This window comes from Dactylosporangium thailandense, from assembly GCF_059739745.1.
In genome coordinates, this window is record NZ_AP029195.1 from 8,448,054 (window position 1) to 8,463,216 (window position 15,163).

15 protein-coding genes are annotated in these 15,163 nt (G+C 72.2%); 9 read left to right on the forward strand and 6 right to left on the reverse strand.

All coding sequences use genetic code 11. From position 1 onward, the window contains the following. Positions 1-132: 132 nt before the first annotated feature. Together AC6JBM_RS37535 and AC6JBM_RS37540 are read left to right on the forward strand one after the other, a co-directional pair. Positions 133-795, forward strand: coding sequence for an ABC transporter ATP-binding protein (locus AC6JBM_RS37535; RefSeq protein WP_497978639.1), 663 nt, complete (start codon positions 133-135; stop codon positions 793-795). Continuing rightward, positions 792-3,122 (forward strand): FtsX-like permease family protein, encoded by a 2,331-nt coding sequence (locus AC6JBM_RS37540; protein WP_497978640.1) that lies wholly within the window; start codon positions 792-794, stop codon positions 3,120-3,122. Before AC6JBM_RS37535 ends, AC6JBM_RS37540 begins: the two co-directional genes overlap by 4 nt. Here AC6JBM_RS37540 and surE read toward each other — a convergent pair. Beyond that, a complete protein-coding gene (surE, locus tag AC6JBM_RS37545) occupies positions 3,072-3,893 on the reverse strand; it encodes a 5'/3'-nucleotidase SurE (RefSeq protein ID WP_497978641.1) in 822 nt (273 codons plus the stop codon). The genes AC6JBM_RS37540 and surE overlap by 51 nt on opposite strands. A 25-nt stretch (positions 3,894-3,918) precedes the next feature. Between surE and AC6JBM_RS37550 the strand changes: the two genes are divergently transcribed. Then, positions 3,919-4,224 (forward strand): thiamine-binding protein, encoded by a 306-nt coding sequence (locus tag AC6JBM_RS37550; protein WP_497978642.1) that lies wholly within the window; start codon positions 3,919-3,921, stop codon positions 4,222-4,224. Between the two features lie 215 nt (positions 4,225-4,439). Then, entirely contained in the window at positions 4,440-5,081 is a 642-nt protein-coding gene (locus AC6JBM_RS37555) for a SnoaL-like polyketide cyclase (RefSeq protein ID WP_497978643.1), read from the forward strand. On the opposite strand, the gene AC6JBM_RS37560 is transcribed toward AC6JBM_RS37555, so the two are convergent. Beyond that, positions 5,078-5,473, reverse strand: a complete 396-nt coding sequence (locus tag AC6JBM_RS37560; protein ID WP_350616277.1) for a cupin domain-containing protein — start codon at positions 5,471-5,473, stop codon at positions 5,078-5,080. The genes AC6JBM_RS37555 and AC6JBM_RS37560 overlap by 4 nt on opposite strands. Positions 5,474-5,522: 49 nt before the next feature. On the opposite strand from AC6JBM_RS37560, the gene AC6JBM_RS37565 reads away from it, so the two are divergent. Continuing rightward, the gene (locus AC6JBM_RS37565) at positions 5,523-6,326 is read left to right on the forward strand and encodes an alpha/beta hydrolase family protein (protein WP_497978644.1); all 804 of its coding nucleotides are present in this window, start codon (positions 5,523-5,525) and stop codon (positions 6,324-6,326) included. Here AC6JBM_RS37565 and AC6JBM_RS37570 read toward each other — a convergent pair. Next, complete coding sequence (locus tag AC6JBM_RS37570) at positions 6,301-8,178, reverse strand: helicase-associated domain-containing protein (protein ID WP_497978645.1); 1,878 nt, start codon at positions 8,176-8,178, stop codon at positions 6,301-6,303. The genes AC6JBM_RS37565 and AC6JBM_RS37570 overlap by 26 nt on opposite strands. 566 nt (positions 8,179-8,744) lie before the next feature. Between AC6JBM_RS37570 and AC6JBM_RS37575 the strand changes: the two genes are divergently transcribed. Next, on the forward strand, positions 8,745-9,242 hold the full coding sequence (locus AC6JBM_RS37575) for an LAVTG motif-containing sortase-dependent surface protein (protein ID WP_497978646.1): 498 nt from the start codon (positions 8,745-8,747) through the stop codon (positions 9,240-9,242). A gap of 137 nt (positions 9,243-9,379) precedes the next feature. On the opposite strand, the gene AC6JBM_RS37580 is transcribed toward AC6JBM_RS37575, so the two are convergent. Next, entirely contained in the window at positions 9,380-9,952 is a 573-nt protein-coding gene (locus AC6JBM_RS37580; RefSeq protein ID WP_497978647.1) for a TetR/AcrR family transcriptional regulator, read from the reverse strand. A 109-nt stretch (positions 9,953-10,061) separates the two neighbouring features. Here AC6JBM_RS37580 and AC6JBM_RS37585 point away from each other — a divergent pair, with 109 nt between their 5' ends. Both AC6JBM_RS37585 and AC6JBM_RS37590 read left to right on the forward strand, forming a co-directional pair. Further along, positions 10,062-10,478, forward strand: a complete 417-nt coding sequence (locus tag AC6JBM_RS37585; protein WP_497978648.1) for a tautomerase family protein — start codon at positions 10,062-10,064, stop codon at positions 10,476-10,478. Positions 10,479-10,584: 106 nt separating this feature from the next. After that, positions 10,585-11,433 carry a DUF72 domain-containing protein gene (locus AC6JBM_RS37590; protein WP_497986608.1) on the forward strand — a complete coding sequence of 283 codons (849 nt, stop codon included), beginning with the start codon at positions 10,585-10,587 and terminating at the stop codon, positions 11,431-11,433. On the opposite strand, the gene AC6JBM_RS37595 is transcribed toward AC6JBM_RS37590, so the two are convergent. Continuing rightward, positions 11,404-12,525: a winged helix DNA-binding domain-containing protein gene (locus AC6JBM_RS37595; protein ID WP_497978649.1), complete on the reverse strand. Its 1,122-nt coding sequence runs from the start codon at positions 12,523-12,525 to the stop codon at positions 11,404-11,406. The two genes, AC6JBM_RS37590 and AC6JBM_RS37595, sit on opposite strands and share 30 nt — an antisense overlap. Positions 12,526-12,898: 373 nt before the next feature. Between AC6JBM_RS37595 and AC6JBM_RS37600 the strand changes: the two genes are divergently transcribed. Continuing rightward, positions 12,899-13,144 (forward strand): hypothetical protein, encoded by a 246-nt coding sequence (locus tag AC6JBM_RS37600; protein ID WP_497978650.1) that lies wholly within the window; start codon positions 12,899-12,901, stop codon positions 13,142-13,144. Positions 13,145-13,925: 781 nt separating this feature from the next. On the opposite strand, the gene AC6JBM_RS37605 is transcribed toward AC6JBM_RS37600, so the two are convergent. After that, the gene (locus tag AC6JBM_RS37605; RefSeq protein WP_497978651.1) at positions 13,926-15,155 is read right to left on the reverse strand and encodes a family 16 glycosylhydrolase; all 1,230 of its coding nucleotides are present in this window, start codon (positions 15,153-15,155) and stop codon (positions 13,926-13,928) included. Between the last annotated feature and the right edge of the window lie 8 nt (positions 15,156-15,163).

Here is a 15,163-nt window from a genome sequence, read left to right on the forward strand (position 1 = left end):
CGATGCCAGACCCGCGCCCGGGCGCGCATCGGACCAGGGGAGCACCGGCATACATCCCCAGGATGACCCCGGGCGGCGGGTTGCATCCGGCAGCGGACGTCACGGGCGGTACAGCCGAAATAGCGTCGTGGCATGACGACGGTGGTGCGCCTGGACGGGGTGCGCAAGGAGTTCGGCGGCACGACCGCCCTCGACGGGGTCTCGCTCAGCGTCGAGGCCGGCGAGGCGGTCGCGGTCATGGGCCCCTCGGGCTGCGGCAAGTCGACGCTGCTGAACATGATCGCCGGGCTCGACCGGCCGACGGCGGGGCGGGTCGAGGTGCACGACGAGGACCTGGGGGCGCTGAGCGAGACGGGGCTGGCGCTGTTCCGCCGGCGCCGCATCGGCATGGTGTTCCAGTTCTTCAACCTGCTCGACGACCTCTCGGCGCTGGACAACGTGGCCCTGGCCGCGCAGCTCATGGGCATCCGCGCCGCGCAGGCCCGGCGGCGCGCCCTGGAGCTGTTCGACGAGCTGGGGATCGCCGACCGGCGCAACGCCTACCCGGCCTCGCTCAGCGGCGGCGAGCGGCAGCGGGTCGCGGTCGCCCGGGCGCTCATGAACCGCCCGGCGCTGCTGCTGGCCGACGAGCCGACGGGGGCGCTCGACAGCCGGGCCGGCGAGCAGGTGATGGATCTGCTGCTGGACCTCAACCAGATCGGGCAGACGCTGCTGCTGGTCACGCACGACACGGCGATGGCCGAGCGCTGCGCGAGCCGGGTGGTCGAGCTCGCCGACGGCAGGGTCGTGGCATGAGCGCGGTGTGGCGGGCCGCGCGCGCTGCCGTGCGGCGGCGGAGGCTGCAGACCTTCGTGATCGGGCTCGTGGTGCTGTGCTCGACGGCCACGATCGTGGTCGCGCTCGGGCTGCTCGACGCGTCCACGGGCCCGTTCGACCGGGCGTTCGCGCAGCAGCGGGGGGCGCACGTCATCGCGACGTACGACACCCAGAACCCGGCGACGAGCGCCCCCGGCGTCGAGGCGGTCGCCGGCCCGTTCCCCGAGGTGGTGCTCGACGTGCCGGCCGACGGCGGCCCCGCCATGGCGACGGGGCCGCTGACCGTCGTCGGGCGCGCCGACCCGGCCGGGCCCGTCGACCGCGTCGACGTGTGGGTCGGCCGCTGGGCCACCGGCGCGAACGAGATCGTCGTCACCGCGCAGCCGCCGCCGGACCGGGCCGACGCCGAGCGCTTCGGCGGCGACTTCCTCGGCAAGGCCGTCTCCGTGCCCGGCCGGCCCGTCCTGACGATCGTCGGGGTGGCGTACAGCCTCGGCAACACCGCCGACGCCTGGGTCTCCCCCGCGACGATGGCCGCGCTCGGCCCGTCCGGATCGCAGGTCCTCTACCGCTTCCGGCACGCGGCCGACCGGGCCGAGGTCGACGCGGCGATCGCGTCCGTGCCGCGCGACGGGCTCACCGGGACGCAGTCGTACCTCACCCGCAAGGCCGAGGTCGCGGCCGGCCCGGGCACGATGCTGCCCTTCCTGGTCGTCTTCGGCGTGCTCGGCCTCGTGGTCGCCGTGCTGATCGTGGCCAACGTGGTCAGCGGCGCGGTCGTCTCGGGCTTGCGGCACATCGGCGTGCTCAAGGCGATCGGCTTCACCCCGCGCCAGGTGGTGCTCGTGTATCTCGTCATGGTGTCGGTACCGTCCGTCGCCGGCGCCCTTCTCGGCACCGCGCTCGGCACCGTCGCCGCCCGGCCGCTGCTGGCCGGCGCGTTCCTGGGCCTCGGCTTCGGCGCGCGGGTCGACACCGGCCTGTGGGTGCCCCTCGCCGGCGCCCTCGGCGTGCCCGTCCTGGTCGCGCTCGTCGCGCTGGTGCCGGCCCGGCGCGCCCACCGGCTCTCCGCCGCCGAGGCCATCAGCGCCGGCTCCGCCCCGAAGGCGGGCCGCGGCCTGCGGGTGCAGCGGGCGCTGTCCGGCACCCGCCTGCCCCGCGCGGTCAGCCTCGGCCTCGGCCTGCCCTTCGCCCGGCCCGGCCGCACCGCGCTCACCATGGCCGCGCTGCTGCTCGCGGTCACCACGGTCACGTTCGCCGGCGGCCTCGCCACGTCGGTGATCCGCTTCGGCGACGCCGTGGACCGCGCGGACGCGGTGCAGGCCCAGGTCCGCCCGAGCAACCCCGACCTCGGCGGCGTCTCCACGGACCGGACCGACCCGCAGGTGGAGGCGCTGCTGCGCGGGCTGCCCGGCACCGTCTTCGTCACCGCCGACCTCACCCTGCAGCTCGCCGTCGCCGGCCACCGCAACCCCGTGAACGTGGACTTCCTGCGCGGCGACGCGACCACGCTCGGCTACCAGGCCGAGCTCACCGAGGGCCGCTGGATGGCCGCCCCGGGCGAGGTGGTCGCCGCGTCGAAGGCCCTGCAGAACCTCGGCCTGCGCGTCGGCGACACGATCCGGCTCACCTACGACGGCCGCGAGGCCCCCGTCACGATCGTGGGCCGCACCATGCAGGCCGGCATCGCCGGCGGGGACCTCTTCGCCGACTGGTCCGTCCTCACCGCCGTCGCGCCGTCGTACCACCTCGTGAACCACCAGGTCATGTACTCCGTGCGCGTCCAGCCCGGGACGAGCGTGGAGTCGTACCTCGCCGCCGTGCGCGCCGCCGACCCCGGCCTCTACGCCTGGTCCGCGGTGAGCAGTCTCGGCAACACCTACACGGTCTCGGTGGTCACCGTCTCGGTCGTGTTCTCGCTGATGATCGGTACCGTCGCCGCGCTGAGCGTCTTCAACACGGTGCTGCTCAACGTCCGCGAACGCCGCCGGGACCTCGGCATGCTCAAGTCGATCGGCATGACGCCCCGGCAGGTGGTGGCCATGATGGTCACGTCGATGGCGGTGCTGGGCCTGCTCGTGGCGGTCGCGGGCATCCCGGCCGGCATCGCCGCGCACCGCCTGATCCTGCCGGTGGTGGGCCGCACGGCGAAGATCGACCTCCCGGCGGCCATGTTCCACGTCTGGGACCCGGGCGCGCTGGCCCTGATGGCCCTGGCCGGCGTGGCGATCGCGGTCCTCGGCGCGCTGCTGCCCTCACGCATCGCCGCGCGGCTGCCCATCGCCGAGGTCCTCCACAACGAATAGGCCGTCGCCCGCCACGAGTGGATCGAGGTCCTCCGACGGCGGCCGCAGCGCGGTCACGGTCGCGTACCCCTCGGCCAGCAGCGCCAGATCGGTGCCAGGCGGCGCCGGCTCCTCGCGGACCTCGACGATGATCCGCGCGAAGTCCTGCGCCGCCTCCGCCACCGCCATCCGGACCTGCCCGAACGGCGCCGGGGCCGCGCGCCGAAGCCCCTTGAGCGACGGCAGCGGCAGGTTCGGCGCGTTGAGGTTCAGCACCGTGGCGGCGGGGGCGGCCGCCAGCCGCGGCAGCAGCCGCGCGGCGAGCGCCCCGGCGGTCGGCCAGTGCTGCTCGACCACCGGCACGGCCCGGTCCTCGTGGGGCAGCGCCGTGGGCACGTCGAGGGAGACCGCGAGCGCGCGGATGCCCTCGTTCGCGGCCGTGAGCGCGGCGCCGACGGTCCCGGAGTGCAGGATCGCGTGGCCGACGTTGGCGCCCTGGTTGATGCCGCTGAGCAGGATGTCGGGGGCCGGGCCGAAGACGCCGAGGGCCGCGAGCACCGCGATGTACGCGGGCGAGGCCGCCACCGCGAACGCCGTGATCCCGTCGAACTCGACCGGCTCGAGGACGAGCCGCCCCTGCTCGGTGACGGCGGTGAGCGCCGCCCCGGCCCCGCTGAACTCGGTCTGCGGCGCGGCGACGGTGACGTCGTGCCCGTCGCGCGCGACGGCCTCGGCCAGCGCCCTGATCCCGGGCGCCCCGATGCCGTCGTCGTTGGTGATCAGCAGTCGCACGGTTGCCCAGGTTAGCGTCGAGTGCATGTCTGTGCTTGTCGCGTTCAGTGTCACGCCGCTCGGGCTCGGGGAGGACGTGGGTGCCCTCGTCGCCGAGGCGGTTCGGGTGGTCCGGGCCTCGGGGCTGCCGAACCGGACGGATGCCATGTTCACCACGGTGGAGGGCTCGACGTGGGAGGAGGTGATGGCGGTCGTGCAGGCGGCGGTGGCGGTCGTGCAGGCCTCGGCCCCGCGCACCAGCACCGTGATCAAGGTCGACTGGCGCGACGGCCCGGTGGGCCGCCTGGAGTCGAAGGTCGCCACGGTGGAGCAGCACCTGGCGTCGAGCTAGCGCCGGGCCGGACCGTCCCGGAAACCCTCGCGGGCGGGTCCGGAATCGCTTCGACCACGCCGCGCCGCCAGCGGAAACACGAAATTAACATTGATGTCCGTGATCTTACTTGGATTGCTCGGCGCATTTACTCAACGGGGTTGACGCACGGCAATGCGTTAGCCCACGATCGCAGGCGATCACTTCCCCGTCACATACCGCGAAGGGACGTCAGCGTGACCGAAACCCCCCTGTGGTTACAGGGTCGTTCGGCCATCGTGGAAGCCGCGAACCCGGACGACTGGCGCGAGGGAACCCCCGACTACCACCTTTCCCACACGGTGATGCCGGGCCAGCGCACCCACCATTTCGCGCCCGGCTCGCTCGAGGCGGTCGTCGAGAGCATCGTGCAGGTCTTCGAAATGGAGGTCTCGCACAAGAAGGACCCCGCGACCTGGGTGTCGATGGTGTCGGAGCACTTCCGCACCAACGTCAACGGCGGGCCGTGGGCCAGCGCGCAGGACATCGCCGACATCGGCAGCTACAACATCCTGATCGGCGACAGCGCCTTCTACAAGTCGGGGCAGGAATCGTTCGAGTCCTCGCACCACATCTTCCACAAGGCGTTCCCGGGCGGTTTCTACTGGGAGGTCCTCGAGGTTCTGAGCCCTCCCCCGGTCGTCACATTCAAGTGGCGCCACTGGGGCGCCTTCACCGGCGAATACCACGGTTTCCAGCCGACCGGCGAGACCGTGGAAATGTTCGGCATCAGCGTCGCCAAGGTGAACGACGACCTGAAGCTGCTCGAGGTCGAGCACTACTACGACCCGAACGCGTTCCTGGGCCGCCTGACGAACGGCTGCCCGGTCGCGCACTAGACCAGATCGTGCCCGGCGGTGCTGTCGACGTGCGCGGGGATCTCGCCCGCGACGGCATCGCCGGTCGTGAGCGTCCCGGTCGGCTCGAACATGAGGATGGAGCCGCCCGGCGACGACGGTTTGTGCTCGGTACCGCGCGGCACGACATACGTGTCGCCCGGATGCAGCACGACGGTGTGCTCGTGGCCGTCCGCCTCGCGGATGGCGATGTCGAACCGCCCGTCGAGCACGAGGAAGAACTCGTCGGTGTCGGCGTGCGTGTGCCACACGTGCTCGCCGCGCGTGTGGGCGACCCGGACGTCGTAGTCGTTCATCCGCGCGACGATCCGCGGGCTGTAGACCTCGGTGAACGACTGGAGCGCCTCGGTCAGGTTCACTGGCTTCGCGGTCATGCTCGAATTCTCCTCCCCGCCGGGCGCGCACGCACGGTACAACATCCGCATGGATGATCGCTGGCTGACCGATCCCGACCCGGCCCTGCTCCCCCGCGCCCGCACGCCCGAGGTGCGCTTCGACAGCGCCGGCGTGCCGCTGCTGGGCGTCCTGCACCTCCCGGCCGGGCCCGGGCCGCACCCGGTCGTCGTGGTGCTGCACGGCTTCCCCGGCAACGAGCGCAACTTCGACCTCGCGCAGGCGCTGCGGCGGGCCGGATACGCCGCGCTGGTCGTGCACTACCGCGGCTCGTGGGGCGTCGGCGGCGCGTACTCCTGGTCGAACGTCCTCGCCGACGCCGCCCGCACGGCCGCGGCCGCCCCCGGGCTCGACCCGTCGCTGGACCCCGGTCGCGTCGCGGTGGTCGGGCACAGCGTCGGCGGCTTCGCGGCCCTGCACACGGCGGCCGGCGACGCGTCGGTGCGCGCGGTCGCGGCCCTGGCCGCCTACGACCTCGGGGCCGTTTCCCAGGAGCCGGAAGGTGTACTGGAGCAGACCCGCGCCATGTTCGCCGCCGACCCGCTGCCGTTGCGGGGCACCAGCGGCGACGCGCTGTTCGAGGAGATGCGCGCCAACGGCCCGTCGTGGCGCCTGGCGAGCCTCGCGCCCCGGCTCGCGGACCGCCCGGTGCTGCTCGTCGCGGCGCAGGACGACACGGTCGCGCCCCCGGCCCTGCACCACGACCCGCTCGTGCGCGCCTACGCCGGCATCGAGCGCTGCGAGACGATGCTGCTGCCGTCCGACCACGCGTTCTCGGACCGGCGCATCGCCCTGACCCGGGCGGTGATCAGCTTTCTGGATCGGTCCCTCTAGCCCGGTGCCGGGCCGGGCGCTCGAAGGCGATGGTGCCGTCGGCGTTCTCGGCCGCCGGCACGTAGCCGGCCTGGCGCAGGGCGGCGAGGGTCTCCGCGGGGCTCAGGGCGCTCGACAGCACGGTCGGGGCCAGCTCGGCCAGCTCCAGCCGCGCCAGGCTGCGCACGCGCATGATCTCGCCCAGCAGCGCGGTGTCGTCGCTGCGCAGCACGCAGCCGACCGTGCGCACCCGCACGTTGCCGTGCCGGCGGCCGAGGTCGGCGACCAGGTACTCCAGCGGCTGCGGCACCCGCCCGCCGGCCGCCGCCGCGCGGATGCGCGCGATGAGCTCGCCGGCGCCGGTGCCGGCGTCGAACGCGCGGCGCACCGAGGCCTCCGTGAACCGCCACGTGGAGCCGCCGCCCCGGGACTCGCGCTCGGCGGCCAGGTCCAGCAGGGCGCTCAGCGACGCGGACGGGGTGCCGGTGGCGATCGCGGTCAGGTCGCTCTGCAGCAGTACCGTCTCCTCGGCCGCCGGCAGGAAGTCGCGCAGGACCCCGGCCAGCCGCTCGCCGTCGCCGGACGCGAGCGCGTGCCCGAGCGACGTCGGGGCGTAGTGCGCGCCCACGCCCATGAGCTCGCATTCGCGCCAGAGGGCGGCGGCCAGCGGTACGACCTCATCGGCATCGCCGGCGACCAGCGGCCGCAGGTAGGCCAGCATCGCGGCCAGCCCGTCCAGCCCGGCCGCCCCGCGCCCGGGCGGCAGCGAGGCGAGCACGGCGGTGAGGGTCACCCGCAGCACGGCGCTGCTCTCGTCGTGCTCGCTGCCGACCAGCGCGGGGCGGCCATCGAGCAGCAGCGGCGCGGCCGGCATCCGCAGCCAGCCCTCGAGCAGCCAGGCGAGCCGCTCCGCCGGGTCGAGCTTGAGCCAGGCGTCGAACTCGGCCGACGGCGCGACCCGGTCGCCGGCGATGCCGATCAGCCCGTTCATGCCGGCGACGGTGAGCCAGAACCGCACGCCCTCCTCGTCGGAGTCGATGAGCCGGGCCAGTTTGCGTACCTCGCGCAGCCCGATCCCGCCCGCCTTGAGGATCGGCACCGGGGTCCGGCCGCACTCCTCCAGCAGCGTGACGACGGACGCGAGGGCCGCCCCGGCCGCGGCCGCCCCGGACCGGTCGACGGCCTCGGGGCTGATCGCGACCGACGCCGGCGCGGGCGGGGTGGTGTCGAAGTCCGCCCGGAACCCGGGGCGCAGCGCGGCCCCGACCTCGCTGGGCATGGAGAGGGCGGCGCCGTAGTACCCGTTGTAGACGAGCAGTCCCCGGTCGACGGCGAAGCGCAGCGGCGTGCCCCGGCGGTTGGTGCGCAGCGCGAGCAGGGCGTGCGGGTCGGCGTAGAACGGCTCCCCGGCGGCGAGGTCGCGCAGGATGTCCTGGGCCGCCTTCGGGGCGAGCCGGAACTGCTCGCGCACGAAGTCCGGGTCGGCGAGCGCGGCGCCGATGGCCCGGACGAGCTGCGCGTGGTCGCGCCCGCCGAGCCCCCCGAGCACGCCGAGCTCGTGGGCGACGCGCTGCAGCTGTTCCAGCGGGAGGTACGTCATCTCGTGCGCGGCGGCCCGCCCGAACCCGTAGCTGTTGGCGAGGACCTTGTGCAGCTCGACGGTGCGGATCCACTCGCCGTCCGGCCACGCGAGCCCGCTCTCCCGCAGGGCGTGCAGCGCGGCCTCGAGCCGCGGGTCGCCGGGCTCGACGCCGAGCGCCCGCGCCAGATCCCGGCGCCGCGTGCCCTCGGCCCGCAGGGACAGGACCTCGGCGACCTGGAGCTGCGGGAGGGTGAGCAGCGACGCGTGCTGCAGGATCTGCGCCGTCTCCACCGGCGCGATCCTATTCCGGCCTGCCCGGCGCCTTCGACGACTACTTTGCGTGACCGTCGGGCGCCGACTGAAGACTTCCCTCAAACGCCGGCCCGGGCGCGCCCGGCGACATCGACGCACCGCCATGTCCTCGACCGCGGCTCGGTCGCGTATCCATCGAGATCCGTCGCGGCGTACACCTAGCGTTCTGCCACCATTACGCAGGGGCACCACGGCCGCCAGCTCGGCGTTTGCCCTTATGTTGTAACGGGTCCACCGCATCGAGTGATTAAGAGGATCATAGATCTTCATTATTTTTTTGAAGAATCCGGACAAACCCACACCACTCGCGAATTTCTATGCCCTTACGACTGTCGCCGACGGGGCGCGCCGCACTATGTTGTGTCGTCGCTAAGTTCTGCCCCGTAGGAGACGACGTGAAAAACTCGCTGTTCAGGAAGGCTGCCGTCGGCACTTTCGCCGCGGCTGCCGCCGTCGGCCTATCGACCCTCTTCGCTACCCCGGCCAGCGCGCACAGCGCGGGTCCGGTTGGCAAGGCGGATTGCGGTGTCAACGGCACGTACACGGTGACCTGGACGGTCAGCAACGACTACGACAAGACCGTTGATCTGACCAACATCAAGATCAACGAGACGGGCGAGACCCACGCCGCCATCAGCCTGAAGGAGAAGGGCAAGCCCGGCAGCAGCAGCTCGTTCACCACCACGTACGCCGGTACCACCGTCAAGAGCCTCACGCTGAGTGTCGACGCCCGCTGGTCGGACGGTTACACCAAGTCCTTCACGAGCAAGCCGCCGGTGCAGCTCAAGGGCGACTGCAAGCCCACGGAGCACACGCCGTCGCCGTCGCCCTCGAAGTCGCCGTCGAAGTCCCCGTCGCCGACGCCCGAGACGTCGAAGTCCGTCGCCCCGCCGCCGTCGGTGTCGCCGAGCCCGAGCCTGCCGGTCACCGGCTCGTCGAGCACGCTGCCGATGGTCGGCACGGGCGCGGCCCTGATCGCGGGCGGTGCGGGGCTGGTCTTCGCCATCCGCCGCCGTCGCAACGTGACGTTCACGGCCGAGTAAGGCAGCTCGTTCCGAGGCGCCCGCCGGGTTTTCCCCGGCGGGCGCCTCGTCATGTGCGGCGGACCCGCTCCAGGGGTTCGTGGCTGCGCCTTGTCATGTGCGGCGGACCCGCTCCAGGGGTTCGTGGCTGCGCCTCGTCATGTGCGGCGGGCCTGCTCCAGGAGCGTCTCGCCGACCAGCTCCAGGGGTTCGAGGCTGCGCTCGGCCCGGCACATGACGACCGCGCCCTCGGTGGCGGCGATGACGGCCGCCGCGAACCGGGCCGCGCGGGCCTCGTCGAACCCCGCCCGCACGTAGAGGCCGGTCAGCCGCTCACGCCAGGCCCGGAAGATCGCGGCGGCCCGCTGCAGGAGCTCCGGCGAGTCGGCGGCGACGGTGACCGCGAGCACCGCGCAGCCGGCCGCGAAGCCGGAGCGCTCCAGCACGAAGCGCCAGGCCCCGATCACATACGCGGTGACCTCCTCCGCGCTGCGCCCCGCCTGCTGGGCGAGCCCGTCGAGCATGCGCGCCGCGACCAGGTCGAGGGCCGCGTCGACGAGCTGGTCCTTGCCCTCCGGGAAGTGGTGGTAGATCGACCCGCGGGGTGCGCCGGTCGCCTTCAGCACCTCCGAGAACGAGGTCGCCTGCAGCCCCTGCTTCGCCAGCAGCAGCGCCGCACCCTCGACCATCCTGCCCCGTACCTCGCCCGCCACCGGCAACTCCCCGCTCACGCCGTCTTGACTATGACGACTGGCATAATTTACGTTCTATGACGACCAGCATATGACAACCAGCATATGACGACCAGCATAGTCCCTCTGCCCAAGGAGTCGCTTCGCCATGCCCATGATCGACGTCTACGCACCCGAGGACCTGTTCCCGGCCGGCTCCGACCGCGAGCTCGCCGCCCGGCTCACCGCGGCCCTGCTGCACGCCGAGGGGGTCGCCGAGCCCGGACCCGCGCACACGGACAACACCGGCGCCTACCTGCACCGCCTCCCCGCGTCCGCCGTGCACACGGCGGCGACGGATGAGGCGCGGACGGTACGCGTGCAGGTCCTGACCCCGCCCGGCGTCCTGACCCGCGACGGCCAGCGGGAGCTGGTGGCGGAGGCGACGCGGATCGTCGCCGAGGTGAGCGGCGACCCGAGCCAGGCCCAGCGCACCTGGGTCCTGCTCACCGAGGCGGCCGAGGGCGGCTGGGGCATCGCGGGCACCGCCTTCGGCCGGCCCGAGTTCGCCGCCCTGCTGGCCTGAGGTTCCGCGCGTGGCCTGAGGGTTGCCGCGTGTGGCCGGAGCATTCCGCGCGTGGCCTGGGGTTTCCGCGCGACCGGCCGGATCGCCTACGGTGTTCGGCGTGACCATGCCCGCGTTGCACGTCGGCTGCGCCATGTGGAGCCTCAAGTCGTGGCAGGGGCGGTTCGTCGAGCACCCGCTGCCGGCCGGGGAGCGGCTGCGCGCCTACGCGGGCTGGTGCAACGCCGTCGAGGGCAACACCACCTTCTACGCGACCCCGACCCGCGAGACGGTGCGGACCTGGGCCGAGCAGACCGGCCCCGAGTTCCGCATGGTGCTCAAGCTGCCCCGGCCCGTCACGCACGAGCACCGCCTGACGGGCGCGGACGACGAGCTGCGCGGCTTCCTCGACGCGATCGAGCCGCTCGGGGCGCGGGTCCACGCACTGTGGGTACAGCTGCCGGCGTCCTTCGCCCCGTCGGACGTGCCGCTGCTGGCCGCGTTCCTGCGCCGGCTCCCGTCCGGATATCGCTGCGCCGTCGAGGTCCGGCATCCCGCGTTCTTCGCCGGGGCAGCGCCCCTGCTCGAAGATGTGCTCGTCGCGGCCGGGGCCGAGTGGGTGCCGTTCGACACCACGGCGTTCTTCGCCGCGGCGCCGACGAGCGACGCCGAGCGCGACGCGTGGCTGAAGAAGCCGCGGCTGCCCCGGCGGGCGGCGGCGCTCACGTCGTGGCCGATCGTGCGGTACCTGGGCCGCGACGATCGGCGGCAGACCGTCGACGGCTGGCAGGGCTGGGCCCGCCAGGCGGCCGCGTGGCTGCGCGAGGGCCGCTCCCCGACGTTCTTCATCCACACGCCGGACAACGCGGACGCACCGCAGCTGGCCCGCGACTTCCACGCCGCCGTCGCGGCACTGCTTCCGGGCCTGCCCCCGCTGCCGGAGCCGCTACCGGCCGGCCCCCTGACGCTCTTCTAACGTCACGGTCGTACCGTCCGGAAGCTGCAGAAACTCGAGCAGCCTCCCCGCCTCGGCGCAGACCGCCGCGGGGTCGAGCAGCGGCCGGAACGGTTGCACGGCCAGGGTTTCGCCCCGGACCTCCCACGTGCCGGCGACGAACCCGTCCTCGAGAAACGTGGGGCGCACGACGGAGTACCCCGGGCAGATCACGGCCCGGTCGGCGGCGCTCGCGACGATGCGGCCGCGGTCCTCGTGGCTGAGCATGAGATTGTCGAACTCGGGCAGGAACCGCACGGGAGCCGGCTCGTCCGCGTCGGCGATCTCGGCGTCGGGCAGGTCGAACAGCTCCCGCCCGTCGTCGGCGAGGTACACGCGCAGCGAGCGGCGCATCCCCTCGATGTCCTCGCGCACCCGCCGGAGCCCGGACCAGTTCTGGAAGTCGGCCACGGTGGCGGGCCCGCACCCCTTGAGGTACCGCCGGAACAGCTCCTGCACCCGCCCCTCCCGCGCGTCCTGCAGCGGCGCCCCGATCCACTCCTCGGCCAGCGCGACGTGCACGTGCCCGCGCCGCCGCCACATCCCGGTGGGCGGCGGATGGATGAGCGCGAGCTGGTGCTGCGCGGCCCAGGCGAGCGCCATGGTCTCCCGCCCCGGGTACCGGGCCACGAGCGCCTTGGCGAGCTGCGGCCGGGTCATGGTCCGCCCGCCGAGCACCTCCCGCGCGGCGGCGACGAGCTCGCTGAGCTCGATCCCGTCGAGCTGCCGCCGGAACGCCGAGAGCCCGGTGTTGCCCATGCCGCGCGAGATCAACGGCCGGAGCCAGAGGTAGTCCTCGGCGGCGACGATGTGCTGCGTGCCGCGGAGCAGCCCACCGCGGACGACGCCCTTGCCGGACAACGCGTCCTGCAGCTCGGCGTGCGCGAATCCCCTTGTACGCGCCCAAAGTCCGACATATGGCGCATCTACCTCCTGGGCTTGCACGGCCACGAGGTGCGCGACGACTTCGGCGGCGCTTCGGGGGCTTTCGCTGCCACCGCCACCCCCTCCGCCATCGTCGAGGAGCTGCCGCCGCAGGTAGGTCCGATTGAGCGCTCGCAATGAGATCCGCACACGGATGAGGCTAGAGTGAGATGCGGCCAGTTTCTGACCGCATCACGCGCGAGGTGATGCACCTGGCCCCGGCGGCGGCCAACTATCGCCGGCGCCGCGGATCGGCCCCTCGATCGCCGACTCCCTGCGGCCGCCGTCCGCGAGCGGCCGACAAAACCGTGCGGAGGCGACGGTACGGTCCGGCGTGGCGTCGTGGTCGAACGGACTCGCGCGATGTCAGCGCCGCCGAGTCAGAACAAGAGCAAAAGCAACAAGCCTTTGCATTTTCCAAAGGGAAAAACAATAGGTCGGGCGGTTGCCGAGGGGTTCCCGATTCCGAGGTGTTGCCGTGGCCGGCCACCATCGGCGTTGAAGAGCATCCTGAGCAGCGGCAGTGGCGAGCGTCGAGTTCGCGGTTCGCAGCTTCAACGAGCACTCCGCCGGCGGACCGACCTCGATCAAGATCCTCATCGCGGCCGACGTCGAGGGCGCACTCAGGCCGACGCCCAGGAGCTGCGGGCCGACGTTGTCTCCGCGGCCCTGCTCTTCGACCCCGTCGGTGGCCACCACGGCAACACCCCGGGATCAGGAACGCTTCGAATCCGTCCGGCCCATTGTTTTTCCCTCTCCTGAAATTTGAATTTTGTCGCTCTTCGGTTTTCACTTGTGTCCGCAAGCGCGCGCCGCATTGTCCGCAGTCGTGCAGGTGGCACGCCGTTCGTCGACCAGCTTGATCGAGTGGCGGAGCAACCGGTCGCCCGCTTCGAGGCAGATGACGGCAACGGTGTGCTGGCCGCTACGCGGGCGGCTGTGCGCGGTGCTCGGCTCTGAGCAGCGGCAGAGCCCGACCGAGCAGGCCTGGAGCGAACGCATCCGGACGAGGGCGCTCCTGGCCCTGGCGTCGGCCCGGCGTGCCCGATCGCGACTCCCAAGGGCCGCCGTCCGCGAGCGTCACTCCGGTGCCTCCTCGTCGTAGACGTCCAGCCACAGATCCCAGGCAGGCCGAGCAGGCGCCGCATTGTGTCGCGATCCAGCTCCGCCGCGTGCTCGGTCGCGTGGAGCCGAGGTAGCACAGCCAGTTCGCGCTCCCACCAGTTCCCGGAGTCGACCCGTCACCGGCTCAAGGATGTCCAGCAGCCGCCGCGTACGACGAGTTCGACGCCGTCCTCAGGACCAGATGCGCTGCCAAACAGCCAGCCCAGACGGCAGTCCAAAAGGTCACCATCGTCCTCACGCCCGCAGTGTGCCGCAGAGAACAGATGGACGCGGGTCGCGCGTGCTGTTCCGATTGCTCAATGCTACCCGACGCCAAAAAATCCAGGACATCGATCAACTCGGAGAGCAACTTAAGCATGACAGAACGTAAGAGGGCCGGCGCCCCAAGCGAAGGGGCGCCGGCCCGAGCAGCAGGGAGAGCCTACTCAGCAGTGGCCGAGGTCTTCCCAGTTGGCGGTCCAGCCGGGCTCCGAGCCCTGCGTCCACCACTTCGCGCGCCAGAGGTGCTTACCCTGGCCCGACGCCGGGCCGTTCGGGTTGCCGTTGGCGCTCTTCTCGTGCTTGGCCGTCTGGCCGGCCGTGTAGATGCCGCTGACCGTCCACTCAGGAGCGGACGCGCAGTTGGTGGCCGGCGGCGTGGAGGTCGACGGCGACGGTGACGCCGACGGGGACTTCGACGGCGAGGCCGACGAAGACGGAGTCGCGGAGCCGGTCGGCGTCACGCACGGGCCGGACGAGTCCACCGTGTCGGTGAACGCGTTGCCCGCGCTGCGGTAGGCGGCCGCCTGTGCCGTCGCCTGGCTCGGGGTGAGGACCTGGTTCTTGGCGTACAGCACCCAGTCGACCTGCTGGATGTAGGTCGAGAGGCCGCCGGAGTGCGCCGCGGTGTCGATGAACCACAGGTTCCAGTTGATGGTCATCGTCTGGCGCGGGTAGAACTTGCCGGAGTGGTCGCCGACCTGCTGGCCGTCGATGTAGTAGATGACGTGCCCGCCGGAGACGGTGATCACCAGGTCGTGCCAGCCGTCGAAGCTCTTGCGCTCCTCCGAGTGCACGTTGTCGGCGTACCACGGGTCGTTGCGGTAGGTGTACCAGGTCGTCTGGTAGTTGATCGGGCCGGTCTCGCCCCAGCCGCCGTTGGGCAGGTACTCCGAGAAGTCCAGCTCGCTGTAGGTGGGGTCGAGGTCGCCGTTGAGCGGGCTGATGGTGAAGAACGTCTCGTTGATGTGGTCGCCGTCGTTGCCGCTCGTCGGCGCGTCGGTGAAGCGGATGCGCGAGGCGTAGGTGCCCTCGAGGTAGCGCTTCTGGCTGGTGTACAGCTCGGCCTGGTTCGTGCCCCCACCGGTGCCGTCCGTGGACGCGGTGAGCTGCATGACCTTCTGGCCGCCGTTGGTCGGGAAGGAGATGCTGTTGGCCGACCAGGTGGCGCCGGGCACGCCGGGGCCGCCGGAGTAGGTGCGCGGCACCCACCCGTGGGCGGTCAGCGACGCGTCCGAGGACGAGCTGTAGTTGAAGTCGTCGAACAGGTAGCCGCAGTTGTTCGCGGCGGCACTGGCGGTGCCGACGGTCGCCGCGGTGATCGCGAACGCTCCGACGGCGCCGGCCAACGCGATGCCGGACGCGATCGCGATAGATCGACGTTTACCGATGGACATGGATAGAG